The organism is Streptomyces sp. NBC_00466, from assembly GCF_041433995.1.
Taxonomy (GTDB): Bacteria; Actinomycetota; Actinomycetes; order Streptomycetales; family Streptomycetaceae; genus Streptomyces.
The window spans coordinates 1,739,670-1,754,321 of the sequence record NZ_CP107896.1; the positions used below are offsets into that span (position 1 = coordinate 1,739,670).

Annotated in this window: 9 protein-coding genes; 1 reads left to right on the forward strand and 8 read right to left on the reverse strand. The window is 73.2% G+C overall.

Annotated features, from left to right (window positions below; all coding sequences use genetic code 11):
* Positions 1-36: 36 nt before the first annotated feature.
* The 5 genes from OG210_RS07650 to OG210_RS07670 are packed head-to-tail and all read right to left on the reverse strand — an operon-like array spanning position 37 to position 8,150.
* Positions 37-1,368 carry an extracellular solute-binding protein gene (locus OG210_RS07650; RefSeq protein WP_371535421.1) on the reverse strand — a complete coding sequence of 444 codons (1,332 nt, stop codon included), beginning with the start codon at positions 1,366-1,368 and terminating at the stop codon, positions 37-39.
* The gene (locus OG210_RS07655) at positions 1,368-2,576 is read right to left on the reverse strand and encodes a hypothetical protein (RefSeq protein ID WP_371535424.1); all 1,209 of its coding nucleotides are present in this window, start codon (positions 2,574-2,576) and stop codon (positions 1,368-1,370) included. The genes OG210_RS07650 and OG210_RS07655 overlap by 1 nt, the downstream gene beginning before the upstream one ends.
* Positions 2,573-3,904 (reverse strand): VWA domain-containing protein, encoded by a 1,332-nt coding sequence (locus OG210_RS07660; protein ID WP_371535427.1) that lies wholly within the window; start codon positions 3,902-3,904, stop codon positions 2,573-2,575. The genes OG210_RS07655 and OG210_RS07660 overlap by 4 nt, the downstream gene beginning before the upstream one ends.
* Positions 3,901-6,348 carry a tetratricopeptide repeat protein gene (locus OG210_RS07665; RefSeq protein ID WP_371535429.1) on the reverse strand — a complete coding sequence of 816 codons (2,448 nt, stop codon included), beginning with the start codon at positions 6,346-6,348 and terminating at the stop codon, positions 3,901-3,903. The genes OG210_RS07660 and OG210_RS07665 overlap by 4 nt, the downstream gene beginning before the upstream one ends.
* Positions 6,345-8,150, reverse strand: coding sequence for a trypsin-like peptidase domain-containing protein (locus tag OG210_RS07670; RefSeq protein ID WP_371535432.1), 1,806 nt, complete (start codon positions 8,148-8,150; stop codon positions 6,345-6,347). Before OG210_RS07670 ends, OG210_RS07665 begins: the two co-directional genes overlap by 4 nt.
* Positions 8,151-8,242: 92 nt before the next feature.
* Between OG210_RS07670 and OG210_RS07675 the strand changes: the two genes are divergently transcribed.
* A complete protein-coding gene (locus OG210_RS07675; protein WP_371535435.1) occupies positions 8,243-8,560 on the forward strand; it encodes a trypco2 family protein in 318 nt (105 codons plus the stop codon).
* Positions 8,561-8,623: 63 nt separating this feature from the next.
* Here OG210_RS07675 and nudC read toward each other — a convergent pair whose 3' ends face one another.
* The 3 genes from nudC to OG210_RS07690 all read right to left on the reverse strand — a co-directional run bounded on the left by nudC (position 8,624) and on the right by OG210_RS07690 (position 14,619).
* Entirely contained in the window at positions 8,624-9,529 is a 906-nt protein-coding gene (gene nudC / locus OG210_RS07680; protein WP_328335600.1) for an NAD(+) diphosphatase, read from the reverse strand.
* Positions 9,530-9,740: 211 nt separating this feature from the next.
* Entirely contained in the window at positions 9,741-11,135 is a 1,395-nt protein-coding gene (locus OG210_RS07685) for a dipeptidase (protein WP_328331183.1), read from the reverse strand.
* Between the two features lie 10 nt (positions 11,136-11,145).
* Positions 11,146-14,619: an ATP-dependent helicase gene (locus OG210_RS07690; protein ID WP_371535438.1), complete on the reverse strand. Its 3,474-nt coding sequence runs from the start codon at positions 14,617-14,619 to the stop codon at positions 11,146-11,148.
* Positions 14,620-14,652 lie beyond the last annotated feature (33 nt).

Consider the following 14,652-nt stretch of genomic DNA (forward strand, 5'->3'; position numbering starts at 1 on the left):
TGTACTGGAGGTTGCCGGTACTGAAGGCTGCCGGTTCTAGGTCGCCGGGCTCCCGCACACGCCCGGCAACAGGTCCGTGCCCGCCAGCCTGAGGCGTTCCTGTTCGAGCTGTGTCAGCAGTCTGTTCTCGGTGGCGCTGTCGGGTGTGCTGAGGAATTTCAGCACCGCGTGCTGAAAGGCGTCGCGCAGGGTGGGCGGCATCGCGTCCGAGGCGTCGAAGCACAGCTTGTGCGTCGGCGCCTCGCTCGTTCCACCGGTGAGGAGCGTCGCCGCCTTGCGGCCGAGCAGGTCGGTGGGCTGGGGGTCCGACGCGCTGGGGAAGTGCGGTTTCAGCTTCGGTGCGGCCTGGGCCAGCCAGATCCTGCGCCCCTCGGGCCCGGCCAGTTTGCCGAGCAGCTGCATCGCCGCCGGGCTGTCGCGGAACACCGCGGCCATGTCGGCCGACACCTCGTACGCGTCCTTGTTGCGGCCCAGCCCGGGAATCGTGTCGGCCGACGGCTTGAATGTGATGTCGGGGCCGTACAGATAGCGGATGAAGGTCCCCGCGTGCTCCTCCGTGCAGCTGCCGGAGTTGAGCAGCCCCTTGCCGCCCACCCCGGTGTACGGGATGTCGAGCGCGCTCCTGGTGTTCTGCCCGGCCATCAGCGAGGCCCAGGTGCTCCACGCGTCCCGCACCTCGCGGCTGGTCCAGGGCAGTTGGCCGGTGGCCCACTGCTCGTACCGGTCGGGACCGGACCTGTGCAGCAGGATGTCCTCGATCCAGTCGGTGCCCGGCCAGCCAGTGGTGGCCTGTGCGCTCATACCGAGGCACCAGCTGTGCGGCCTGACCGGCTGGGTCGTCCTGGTCCACACCAGGCTCTTGATGTCGACCTTGAGCGGGACCCAGTAGGTGTGCCTGGCGCCGTTGACGACCAGTTCGGGGGCCCAGGGCGGGTACGCCCTGCTCGCCAGGTCCCCGGTCAGCGGGGTCAGTGCCCCCTCGCGTGCGTACTCCTGGAGTTCGCCCTGGCTGTTGAGGATCGCCACGTCCGGCGGCGCGTCCGCCTCCAGCTGCGCGACCAGCGTCTCGCGCAGCGAGCTGGTGCCCTGGTAGCTGTAGGTGTACGGGGTGCCGTTGTCCAGCAGGTCCAGCGTCCTGGTGAAGGCGGCCGCTTCGTTCCCCGTCCACGGTCCGAGTACGACGACCGTCTGCTTCCCGCCGCCGGAGCAGCCGCCGCTGAGCGCGGCGCCGAGCACGGTCAGCGTGGCGGCCAGCAGCAGCCGCAGACCGCGCCGAGGGCGCGGGCCGGTCCCGGCGCGCCTCGCCGCAGGCGTCCGGCCCGCGCCCCCGCCGGAAGGTCCCCTGCGGGTGCCGCGATTCGTCCGCATCACCGGTAGTCCTCCCGCCTCGGGACCCGTACGTAGTCGCGCCGGTAGGCCAGGAGCGCCCAGCCGGTGACCGCTGCGCCGAGCAGGCCGGCCGGCAGGATGAACCCGGTCACCGACGCCCAGCCCGCGCTGTGCGCCCGGCGCATCGCGCCGGCGATCCGCTGCTGCAGCTCGTCGATCGAGCCCGGTGCGGCCGCCGTGCCGGCGGTCCGTGACAGCTGGACCGCCGGTGCGGCGGAGGACACCCGGGCCAGTTCCCCGTCGGCGATCCGCCGCACGTCCGCCTGTCCGTGCTGCACCTGCACGGTGCCCAGTACCAGCACCGGCACGGCGAGCAGCGGCAGTACGGTCGCTGCCAGCGGCAGGCTCAGCAGCCGGAACCGCGCCTTCAGGAAGGTGAGCGTCCGGAACAGGCCGACCGCCAGCAGGGCGTACGCGGCGCAGGCGACGGCGGCGAGGATCACCGGACCGGTGTCCCAGCCCGCCTCGTGGTCCAGGTCCGCGCGCAGGCTCCGCTCCAGCGAGCCGATGCGGTCCTGGATGGTGGTCGCCTCGTATCCGCGTACGGTGCGGTCGGCGCAGCCCGCCGGGGTGCCCGCGCCACCGCCGCTGCCCGTACTGCCCGTACTGCTCGTGCCGCCCGTGCCACCGGCGCCGTCCGCACGGCCGCCCGTGCCGCCGTCCGTCGTCTCGCAGAGCATGCTGAGCGCGTACGAGAGATACGCCTTCTTGAGCGTGGGGTCGTCCCGGTTGCGGTCGGCGGTGCCGATGTAGCCGTTGTAGTCGACCACCAGCCCCGACACCACCTGGAGGCCCTGCCGCTGGGATGCGCTGAGCGCCGGTGACTGGGCGGCCTCGTTGAGGTTCTGGGTGGCCCTGGTGATCAGGGTCGGATAGGTCTGGCCGAGTCCGATCAGTTCCGGCCCCTGGAGGACCGAGTCGGCTTCCTTCTGCGCCTGGTCCAGGGCGACTTCGGCCCGGGTCAGCTCCACCAGGGCCGGGGCTGTGCGGTCGGCGATCCGGGACGAGTCGCCGTGCACGTCCCCGTACGCCAGGGACAGCGACCCGAACGCGATCACCGTCAGCAGGGGCAGCGCGATCAGCCGGTCGCGGAGGAAGGCGGGGCTCTGCCCGGCCGGTACGGGGGCCAGGCAGAGCAGACGGCGCAGCGCCCCGAGTGCCGGGGCCGCCGGGCCCGCGCCCCTCACCGGTGGCTCTTCGTGTAGCTGGTGCGGATCCGGGCGGTCTCGATGTCGAACCGTCTGATGCGGGCGTGCAGTTCCACCGCACCGTCCGCACGGGGCTCGACCAGTTTCTCCAGGTGCTCCCGCATGGCGTCGTCGCCGACCTCCACCGCGAGCTGCCAGGCCCGGCCGAGGGCCCGGCGGGCGGTCCCGTCGTCCTGGGCGCGCAGCGCGGCGCAGCCCTCCTCGAAGTACCGGACCAGGTCCTCCTGGTGCAGGAAGTGGCCGACGTCGGGGTGCACCCTGCTGTACAGCCCGTGGTCGCCCGACCAGCGGACCACCACGGGCCGGGACGGCGGCAGTTCGACGGTGGGCCGGGCAGCGGCGTCCCGTACCAGCTCCACCTCGGTGAGCATCAGCTCCGCGCCCCCGGCCCCGGCGGTGTGCCGGGCGCTGAGCGAGAGCAGGTACGAGCGGGTCTCGTCGCCCCAGGGTTCGGTGGCGAACTCCCGCAGGAACTCGGTCTCCTCCACCGGCCGCAGCGTCCGCCGCGTCGGATGGACCTGCGCGAAGGAGCGCAGTTCGGCGTTGTCACTGCGGTAGAGCCGCAGCCGCAGTCCGGTGAGGTCGCGCTCCGCCGCCTGTCTGGTGAGGTCGTGCAGCCTGGCGGGGAGCGGGCCGGTCGGGTCTGACTCCTCGAAGGCGTGCGCCGTGCCGTTGAGACCGGTGGTGATCAGGAGCAGTTCACCGGTGTCCCAGCCGTCGCCGATACCGACCGCGTCGCAGGTGAACTGCCCGGCGCAGTCCGCGATCGCGGCGGTCAGCTCCTCACGGGACTCGTAGCCCGGTTCGTTCCTGCCGTCGGTGAGCAGCAGGGCGTGGCGTACGAAGTCGGCGCCGCCGCCGGGGAGTCCGGCGAAGAGCTCCCGGGCCCGCCCCAGCCAGCTGCCGATCGCGGTGCCGCCGCCCGGGTGGCAGGCGCGCAGGGCGTCCTCCGCCGCCCGCCGGGTCATGTCGTCGGCGAGGGCGAGGGTGCGCCCGCCGGGCGGCTGCTCCGGGTAGACGGTGGCGGGCCGGTCGCGGCCCGCGACGACCGCGAAGTACGCACCGTCGGGCACGGCCTGTACGGCGGCGGCCGCCGCGTTCCTGGCGGTCGCCATCCGGGTGGGCGGGTTCACCATCGATGACGAGTGGTCGATGAGGAACACCACCGCGTGGCGCGGTCCCTGGTCGGGCGCCGGTGCCCGCCGGGTGTCCGGGCCGGCCGGGCGCCGGACGGTCACGGTGACGACGGCGTACATCCGCGCCTCGTGTCCCGGGTCGGGCACCGGCAGTTCGGGGACCTGGCTCACTTCGAGGAGGACCGGAGGCTCAACCGGTCCCGGATGCGCTGCCGGTGTGCCTTCCCCAGCCATGGGTGCCTCCTGTCGTGGCGGAAGCCCAGCGGGCGGACGCTGTTGGCCCGGTCGATGAGGGCTTCCGCGATCTCGTTGCTGTCCGGCAGGTCGGAGCGTCTGGCCTGGTCGGCGAGGCCGCGGTAGAGCAGGGAGAGCATCTCGGCCAGCTCCTGCGGGCTCTCCGGAGCCGTGAGGCGGCTGTCGAGCTCCGCGGTGAACTCGGCCAGCGGCCGGTGCGGAACGCGTGCCATGACCGTCTCCCAGAGCTCCGTCTCCAGGCGCTGCCGGCCCCGGTGGTCCGTCAGGCCGTGCTCGTGGAAGAGCGGTCCGAGCCGGTGCAGGGCGTCCTTGAGCGCGTCGTCGTCGGGTGGCGAGTTCCGTGCCCGGGCCGCCTTGATCCGGACGATGGCGGTCCTGGCCGCGGTCAGATGGCGCGAGTGCGCCGGTACGAGTTCGAGCGCGGCCAGGGCACCGGCCAGCCCTTCGCCCCGGTCGGCGGTGCCGGTCGCGGCCACGGTGCCGGTGGTGCCCGCTGCCGTACCGGTGCCGCCAGCCGTGCCGGTGACGCTCGCCGTACCGGTGGCACCCTCCGTACCAGTGCCACCCTCCGTACCAGTGCCACCCTCCGTACCGGTGGCACCCGCCGACGTGTCGTTCGCCGCGGCCAGCAGCACCCTGGCGCACCCGAAGGCCGCGCCGCCGAGGGAGTGGTTCCGGCGGCGGACCGCGTCGTAGAGCCGCAGCGCCTGCGGCCACTCCCGCCGTCGCTCCGCGCAGTAGCCGAGCGCGATCTTGGGCGCGTACTCGCCGGGGATCGCGTGGTAGATGGCGTCGAACCGCCGGCCCGCGCCGTCGGTGTCCCCGGCCGCGAGCGCCAGCAGGCCCAGATGCCAGTCGATCCGCCAGTCGTACGGGGCCCAGCCCGGGGCGATGGCGCGCCGGGCCCGGCTGACCTCCGCGTACGCCCGCCGCAACGGCCGGGTGTCGTCGGCGGCGACCGCCAGCGCCAGGTACAGCCGGCAGCGCAGCAGATGGAGTTCGGCCGACGGCTCCCAGCCGCTGGTGCGCTGGAGCAGCGCGGTCGCGTCGTCCTCGGCGAGCCGGCCGAGCCGGGGCGCGTTCCGGTCGTTCGGGTCGGGCTTCGGTACGGGCAGTCCGCAGGCCATCTCGCCCGGCTCCGGCGGCACCGGGCCCAGCGGGGCCGGGGGCGCCCCGCTCGCCCAGTGGCCGAGCGGGGGCGGTGAGCCGATCGCGCCGTCGAGGGCGTGGGCGGACTGGACGAAGACGGGGGACGGTTCGAAGGACTCCTGGGACGTACGGAGGGAGCGCAGTTCGCGCAGCACCCCGCGGAGCTGGAGCGCCATCTCGTCGGCGGTGGCGAATCTGGCCCTGCGGTCGGCATGGGTGGCGCGGTCCAGTGCCCGGCGCAGCGACTCGGGCCCCAGGCCCTGCGCGGGCGGCGCGGCGGCGCTGAGTTCGCGCAGGGTCACGCCGAGGCTGAACAGGTCGTCCTGGAAGCGGGACTCCCCGTCCGCTCCGACGCCCGGCGCGAAGTAGCCGGGGGTGACCGGTCCCTCGGCCAGCTCCTGACGGACGCTCCCCACATCGACGATCTTTATCTCGGTGCCGCAGTGCATGACGTTGTGCGGTTTGAGATCGCCGTACACCTTGCCCTTCTGCTGGTGGAGATAGCTCAGGGCGTTCAGGATGCGGATGCCGTAGCCGAGCACGAACTCGTGGAAGCGCACTCCGCCGAAGGCGCCCGGATCGTTGACGACCCGGACCCTGACGTCCTCCAGCGTCAGCCCGTTCGCGTATTCGAGCACCAGGAACTCGCCCGCGGGGTCGTGGCTGCCGTAGTTGAACACCCGGATGAGATCAGGGTGGTTGAGAGCGACGAGCTCCTGGCGTTCGCTGCGCATCGCCTTCTCGTTGAGCCTGATGTCCCCGCGGCGCGCGCTGGGCGAGTCCCCGTCGTCCTCGTCGTGCTGCTGGTGCAGGAACTTGACCGCCACCGGCCGGTTCTCCAGCCGGGTGTCCTCGGCCAGATGTACTTCGCCCATGCCCCCGTACCCGATGCTCCTGATCAGCCGGTACTGCCCGGCGAGCATCCGGCCGGGGCCGAGGCCCAGCCTCCGCAGCCGGCCGGTGTCGTACGGAACGGCCACCGGCGCCACCGGCCGCACCTCGGGGAGTACCAGCGGGTCGTGGTCCTTCTCCGGCGGTGGGAGCAGCACAGCGGCGTCGGCCGGGGCCGTGGACCGCTCCGGGCGCGGGCCGGGCGGCCGGGCGGCTCCGGCATGGTGGCCGGTCGCGGAGTCGATGCGTCTGCCGCTGCGCTGGCAGTAGCCGGCGGGGGTGACCCGGCTGCCGCAGCCGGGGTGGGGGCACGGGGTCAACGGGTCCGCTCCTCTCCGGCAGCGGCAGCGGCAGCCGTGCCGTCGTCGCCGTCGTCGCTGTCGCTGTCGCTGTCGCTGTCGCTGTCGCCGTTGCCTCGGTCGCCGCCGTCACCCGGCCGAGGGGCTCCTTCCGGGCCTGGGCCGCCGTCCAGCCGCGCGTGCACGGTCCTGACGAACGCCGTCACCGCCCGCTCCACGTCGTCGAGGCTGCTCGGCCCCTCCGTCAGCAACTGCTGCGCCCGCCGGTACTGGTCCACCGCCACGGCGTCCTCGGCCCGCTGATGGTCGGCGAGCCTGGCCTGCTCGGCGGCGAGCAGACCACGCAGGTCCAGCATCCGGTCGAGGGCGGCGCGCAGCCGCTGTTCGACGTCCTCCGCCCGCAACAGCGCACCCAGAACGGACTGTTCGGCGTACGACAGCATCTGGAGCAGCGCGGCCACGTCCGCCTCACTCCCGGAGGGCACCCCCTCCTGCTCCCGCGTCCGCTCCAGTTCGGCCGCCAGCTGCGTCGTCCACAGCTGGGCCCGGGCGCCGTGCCGTGCGGGCGGTGCCGGCAGCCCGGTGACGCGCGGCTCCAGCCTCCGGAACAGGTCCCTGACGGTGCGTTCGGTGCCGGAGAGCCGGTCCGCGCGGTCCGCCAGCCGCTCGAGCCACTGCGCGGCGCGTCCGGCGGGCAGCAGTTCACCGGTGAGTACGGGCGCCGGGCCGTGCAGTACGAGCAGGAGCCTGGCCCCGCGGCCCGCCAGCCGGCGCAGCAGTCCGGCCGTCTCGCCGGGGTCCGCGGCAGCCCGGTCGGGCAGCGAGACGACGACGGAGGTCAACTGCCGTGGTGGCTGCGGTTCCAGGTCCCGGGCGAGCTGGTCCCGGGAACGCCCCGCCGCGGCCACCGCCAGGCTGATGCTGCCGCGGCGCGGAACCGCTGGACCGCCCGGCCGGCTGCTCGCCGTGGTCGAGAGCCCGGGCGAACGCTCACGGTCGGCCAGGCCCAGGGTCGTCCGGAGCGCGACATCGGCTTCCTTGTCGTCCTCGCGCAGGAAGACGGTCTCGATGTCCCAGCTGCCGTCGTCGCCGTTCAGCCAGCAGGTCAGGGTCTGCTGGAGGCCCAGCGGGCGGCCGGTCCGCTGGTCTCCCGGTGCCACCGACAGCTGGGGCGGGATGACTCGGGGGCCCGTCATGTGGTGTTCCGCGACGAGCGGAAGATGGCCGGCGATGGTCGCGGCCGGGATCATATAGAAGTGGAAGAACGGACTCCGGTCGGCCGGGGTGTCATACACCGCGACCATGATCCCGAGCAGTCGGCCGGTCCCGGCCTCGGCGACTCCGGCGCCGCTGAAGCCGCGGGGGTCCGGGTCGTGGAAGTCGACCGGGTTGATCTGCACCCACTCGTCGCCGTGGCCCCCGGGCCCCTTGAGCAGGGCGTCCACCCAGAGGCCGCCCGAGCGGTGCCTGGGGAACCCGTCGACCGTCACCCGGGTGTCGTACGGGACGGGGTCGCGGTGGAGTACGGCCGTGGAGGTCACCGGGGCGGGCTCGGTGAGCCGCAGCAGCGCCAGATCACCCTCATCGCGCCCGTACCGCTCCACCCAGTGCCCTTCGACCACCCGCGCCGAGCGCGACACTCCGTTCGGCCCGCCGGTCAGGACAGGGAACTCGACCCGTACCGGCTCGGTGGGGCCCGGCACCACATGGGCACAGGTCAGCACCAGGTCCCGGCCGAGCAGGACCCCGGCGCCGAGCACGTCCCCCGGCTCGCCCCCGACCGGCTCCGCACGCAGTCGCAGCCGCCAACTCTGTTGATCCATAAGCGTGTTGAACCGTATCGGCTCCCCCTCCATGCTTCCCCAGAGTAGGGGCAGGGCGCGACAATGGGACCCGGGCTGCACAAGGGGGAGCAATGAACGACGGGACGGGAGCCGCACCAGTGGCGGGTCTGGCGGATCTGATCAGCCAGGTCAGGTCCGAGCTGGCCGAGGCGCAGCGCCGGATCGGGGACAGCACGCTGCGCCTGAGCGTGGAGCGGGTGACGCTGGAGATCGCGGTGCAGGTGGGCCGGGAGGCCGGCGGCGAGGGCAAGCTGCGGATCGGCGTGGTCACCGTGGGCGGCAGCGGGTCGGTGACCCGCGACAACACCCACCACATCAAAGTCGAACTGCAGCCCCGCAACGAGGACGACACCCCGGGGTGGATCCCGGTGGGCCGCTTGGACCACTGAGGCCGTCCCCTTGCGGGGCCGCTCCGTACTTCTGCCGGGTCAGGACTCCTGACTCCTGCCGGGTCAGACCAGCGGCTTCGGCAGCGGCTTGCCGTACCAGAGCTCGACCAGCCGGGCCGCGATCGAGATACCGGCCGGGGGCAGCACATCCCCGGACTCGATCGCCGACCGCAGGTCGTCCCGCGAGAACCAGCGGGCCTCGCTGATCTCCTCGCCGTCCACGGTGATCTCGGAGGTCGTGGCCTGCGCCATGAAGCCGAGCATCAGACTGGACGGGAAGGGCCAGGGCTGGCTGGCGATGTACTGGACCGAGCCGACCGTGACGCCCGCCTCCTCGAACACCTCGCGTCCCACCGCTGCCTCGATGGACTCGCCCGGCTCGACGAAACCGGCGAGCGTGGAGAACCGGCCCTCGGGCCAGTGCACCTGCCGGCCGAGCAGCGCCCTGTCGTGCTCGTCGGTGACGAGCATGATCACGGCCGGGTCGGTACGCGGGTAGTGCTCAGCCCCGCAGGCCTGGCAGCGCCGGATGTGACCGGCGGCGGCGATGACGGTGCGCTCGCCGCAGCGGGAGCAGAACCGGTGCAGCCGCTGCCAGTTCTCCAGCGCCACCGCGTGCACCAGCAGTCCGGCGTCGAGCGGCGAGAGCAGCAGCCCCGCCTCCCGCAGCCCGGCCGGCCGGGCGGACTGGTCCATCCGGCCGGGGAGGGTGTCCTTCTGGAGCGCGAAGTACCGGACTCCGTCCGCGTCCGTGCCGAGGAAGTAGCGGTGTTCCTCGGTGAGAGGGGCCTCGAACGACGGGGTCTTGAGCAGTTCGGTACGGCCGTCGGACGTCTCGTCGATCAGCGCCTGACCGCCGGAGACCACGAACACCCGGGTCGTCGGGTGGCTCCAGGCCGCCGCGAGCCACGCCTCGTCGAGGCGGTGGTGGGCGGCCCGGTCGATGCCGCTCGGGTCCGTCAGACCGATCGGCCGGTGCGGATCCGTGGCGGTACCGGGCTCGGCGCCAGGGGTCTGGGCGGCAGGGGTCCGGGCGGAACCGGTCCGGGCGGCAGGGCCGTCGGTGGCCCGGCCATCAGTGGTCCCGCCTTCGCTCGCGTGACCCTCGGTGGCATTACTGAAGTTGCTCACAGGTGCTTCCAACTCCCCCTCATGGACTGGGTGGTTCGGTTCAGCGTTGTCATCGCAGGGCGGCGGCCATATCGCCCCACAGATGGGCGGTGGTCTCCACGCCCTTGAACAGCAGGCCGAGTTCGACCTTCTCGTTCGGTGCGTGCCAGCCGTCGGACGGCACAGAGATGCCCAGGAAGAGCACCGGGGCGCCGAGGACGTCCTGGAGATCGGCGGCGGGGCCCGAGCCGCCCTCCCGGGTGAAGCGGATCTTCTCGCCGAACGCCCGGCCCATGGCCCGTACGACCGACTGGAGCGCCGGGTGGTCCAGCGGGGTCAGACACGGGCGGGTGCCGGCGCTGAACGTGATCGTCTGGCGGATACCGGGCTCCGCCCGGCCGGCCGCCCACTCGGTGACCAGCTTCTCGGTCCGGACCGGGTCCTGGCCCGCGACCAGCCGGAACGAGAGCTTCACCATGGCCGACGACGGGACGACCGTCTTGCCGCCCACGCCCTGGTAGCCGCCGCCGATGCCGTTGACCTCGGCGGTGGGGCGGGCCCAGATCCGCTCCAGCGTGGTGTGGCCACGCTCACCGGCCGCCGCACGGGACTTGGCGGTACGCAGCCACTCGGCCTCGTCGAAGGGCAACTCCGCGAAGAGCTCGCGCTCGGCGTCCGTGAGCTCGGCGACACCGTCGTAGAAACCGGGGACGGTGACGCGCCCGTCGGCGTCGTGCAGCGCGGCGACCAGCCGGGCCGCCGCGGTGGCCGGGTTCGGGACGGCGCCGCCGAACGAGCCCGAGTGGATGTCCTGGTCGGGACCCTCGAAGGTGATCTCGCACTCGGCGAGGCCGCGCATTCCGGTGCAGACGGTCGGGGTCGTCTCGGACCACATACCGGTGTCCGAGACGATCACCACGTCGGCCGCGAAACGCTCGGCCTGCTGCTCGACCAGCGCCCTGAAGTGCGGGGAGCCGGACTCCTCCTCGCCTTCGACGAGCAGCTTGAGGTTGACGGCGGGGGCCGTGCGGCCGGTGGCGGCGAGGTGGGCCCGGACTCCGAGTGTGTGGAAGAACACCTGCCCCTTGTCGTCGGCTGCGCCCCTGCCGTACATCCGGCCGTCCTTGACGACCGGCTCGAAGGGGTCGGTGTGCCAGCCGTCGTCGACTGCCGCGGGCTGGACGTCGTGGTGACCGTAGACGAGGACGGTCGGCGCTTCCGGGTCGCCCGAAGGCCACTCGGCGAAGACCGCGGGGGCACCGGGCGTATCGAGGATCTCGGTGACCGGGAAGCCTGTCTCCTTGAGTTTGGCGGCCAGCCAGTCGGCGCTGCGGCGTACATCGGCTGCGTGATCCGGCTGCGCGGAGACGGAGGGGATACGCAGCCAGTCGGCCAGGTCTTCGAGGAAGGGCCCACGGTGCTGGTCTATGTACGTGCGGACAGCGCTGTCCGGGGTGTCGCTCATGCTGTCGAGCCTAACCGGCCGGTCGGGGTGGCTCGCCCGGTGGATCTCCCAGCAGGATCTGCTCAAGACCGGCCCGGCCCGGCAGCGGTGTGGGCCTGATCACTTCGCCGGTCCGTACGTAGAGGAACGCGGCCGTGACCGAGGTGAGCGGGATGTGGTGCTGCTCGGCCCAGGCCAGACGGTAGACGGCCAGCTGGAGCGGGTCGGCGGTGTGGGCGCGGTGGGTCTTCCAGTCGACGATCTCGTAGGTGTCGCGGGAGGTGCGGTAGACGGCGTCCATCCGGCCGCGGATCACCCGGCCGGCGAGGGTGAGCGTGAAGGGGGCCTCGACCCGGTGAGGCGTGCGCCCGGCGTACGGGGTGCGCTCGAAGGCCGCCTTCAGTCCGGCCAGATCGCGCTCGTCGGCGATCTCCGGTTCGTCGTCGTCACCCCCCGGCAGCTCGTCGGGGCCGAGCATGGGCAGCGGCAGTTCCTCGAAGCGCGACTCGACCCAGGCGTGGAAGCGGGTGCCGCGGCGGGCGGCGGGCTGTGGGGGGCGCGGCATGGGGCGGGCCAGCTCGTGCGCGAACGCGTCGGGGTCTTCGGCGAGGCGCAGCAGCTGGGTGGCGGTGAGGGTGAGCGGTACGGGGACGTCGCGCACGGTGTGTCTGGCGCGCAGCAGTTCGGCGGTGAGGGCGTCGAGATCGCGGTCCCAGGAGGTGATGGTGCGGGCGTCCTCGGGGGTGAGCGGGGCCCGGGCGTGGGGCACGGGCAGGGGGGCGGAGGCCGGAATGCCGTGCGGGCCGGGGTCGTCGGACGGGCCGGGTGCCACGGAGTGGTCCGGGTGGTCCGGGTCGTTCAGGCGGTCCGGGTCGTTCAGATGATCCTGGTCGTTCAGGTGATCCTGGTCAGCCATGTCGTTGAGCTGGTCCAGGACCAGTTCGGCCGCTGCCCTGCGGCGGTGCAGGGACGTCTCGTCCAGCGGCAGGGGCCAGGCATGGTCCGCCGCCGCGTCCCGCAGCGCCGGGTTCTCCTCGTCCTCCTCCGGGGCGTCCGCCCAGACCTCCGTCTCTCCGTACCCCGCAGCGCAGTGCTCCTGGAGCGCGAGCAGGAAGTCCGACGGGCCGCGCGGGCGCTTCTGGCTCGGGCCCCACCAGTGGGCCGAGCCGAGCAGCAGCGAGCGGGGGCGGGTGAACGTGACGTAACCGAGGCGGAGTTCCTCCGTGTGCTGGTGGGACTTCATCGCCGCCTTGAACGCGGCCAGCCCCTTGGCATCCCACGCCCCGACCCCGGGGAGCGTCGCAGCGTCGCCGCGCAGCGCGTGCGGCAGCACCTTCGGCTGCGCCGTCCACGACTCACGGGACTGCTCGCTCGGGAACTGCCTGGCCACCAGGCCGGGGACGGCGACCACATCCCATTCGAGGCCCTTGGACTTGTGCGCGGTGAGGACCTTCACGGTGTTCTCGCCGCCGGGCAGCGCGTTGTCCAGGCCCTTCTCGTACTGGGCCGCCGTCCGCAGAAAGGCCAGGAAGGCCAGCAGGCTCGCCTCACCGTCCAGGGACGCGAAGCCGGCCGCTATGTCCAGGAAGTGGGAGAGGGTCTCGCGCCGACGGGCGGCCAGGGCGTGCGGGGAGGCCGAGAGCTCGACCTCCAGGCCCGTCGTGGCGAGCACCCGGTGCAGTACGTCCATCAGCGGGTCGGCCAGCGAGCGCCGCAGATCGCGCAGTTCGGCGGCGAGGCGGGCGAACCTCACCCGGGCGTCGGCGGAGAACGGAAGCCCGTCGTCCGCCCGGCCGCCGCCGGTCACGTCCACGCCACCCTGGTCCGCGCCACCGGTCAGGAACGTGTCCAGCGCGTCCGCCAGCGAGACCACCTCTGCCGGGTCGACCCCTTCGACTGCCTCGGCGAGCCGCTGGTCCGGGTCGGGCCCCTCGTCGCCCGCCGCGCTGTCGTACCGCACAAGCAGCCGCGCCCGGCGGCCCAGCAGCGCCAGGTCGCGCGGGCCGATCCGCCAGCGCGGCCCGGTCAGCAGCCGGACCAGCGACGCGTTGGCCCCCGGGTCCTGGAGCACCTCGCAGACCGCGACCAGGTCGGCGACCTCGGGCAGGTGCAGCAGTCCCGAGAGGCCGACCACCTCGACCGGCACGTCCCGCGCCACCAGGGCGCCCTGGATCTCCGCGAAGTCACCGGCGGTACGGCAGAGCACCGCGATCTCGCCCGGGTCCTTGCCCGTACGCACCAGATGCGCGATCGAGTCCGCCAGCCAGCCGATCTCCTCCCCGTGCGTACGGAGCAGGGCGCACCGCACCATGCCGTCCCGCTCGGCGCCCGGCGCGGGGCGCAGCGCCTCGACGCCCGCGTGCATCGCGCGCAGCGGCGCGGCCAGGCCGTTGGCCAGGTCGAGGAGGCGGCCGCCGCTGCGCCGGTTCTCGCTCAGCGAGAAGCGGGTGGCCGGGCTCCCGTCGGCGTACGGGAAGTGCTCGGGGAAGTCGTCCAGGTTGGCGACGGAGGCGCCGCGCCAGCCGTAGATCGCCTGGCAGGGGTCGCCCACGGCGGTCACCGCATGGCCGCTGCCGCCCCCGAAGAGGCCGGAGAGCAGCAGCCGCTGGGCGACGGAGGTGTCCTGGTACTCGTCGAGCAGGACCACCCGGAACTCGTCGCGCAGGATGGTGCCCACCTCGGGCCTGGTCAGCGCCAGTTCGGCGGAGAGCGCGATCTGGTCACCGAAGTCGAGCAGATCGCGGCTGCGCTTGGCCGCGCGGTAGCGGCTCACCAGGTCGAGCAGTTCACGACGGGCCCCGGCGGCCTCCGGGACCTTGCGCAGCTCCGCGTTGGAGAGCCGGACGCCCTCCAGGGTGGCCAGCAGCCCGGCGTCGTACGCGTGCAGCGCCTCCGGGGTCACCAGATGCTCGGCCAGCTCGCCGTCCAGCGCCAGCAGGTCGCTCACCAGCGAGGAGAAGGACTTCGTCAGCGCCGGATAGGGTCCCGGCGCCTCCTTGAGCACCCGCGCGGCCAGCTGGTAGCGGGTGGCGTCGGCGAGCAGCCGGGAGGACGGCTCCAGACCGATCCGCAGCCCGTGGTCGGTGAGCAGCTGTCCGGCGAAGGCGTGGTAGGTCGAGATGCGCGGCTCGCCCGGCGAGTAGTACGGGTCGGCGCTCTCCGTCGGCACGGAGGGGTGGCGGCCGGACGACGATCCCGGCGGGCCGGTACCGATGGCGTCCGGGTCGGTGACGCCGGCGCGGACCAGTGCCTTGCGGACCCGCTCGGCCAGCTCGCCCGCCGCCTTGTTGGTGAAGGTCAGCCCGAGCACCTGCTCCGGCGCGACCTGCCCGGTCCCCACCAGCCACACCACCCGCGCGGCCATCACCGTGGTCTTCCCCGAACCGGCTCCGGCCACGATGACCTGCGGGGCGGGCGGCGCCGTGATGCAGGCCGTCTGCTCCGGGGTGAAGGGGATGCCGAGAAGCTCCTTGAGCTGCTCGGCGTCGGTGATACGCGGGGTCACCTCAGAAAGGCTAACGGCGCCCTGTGACATTCA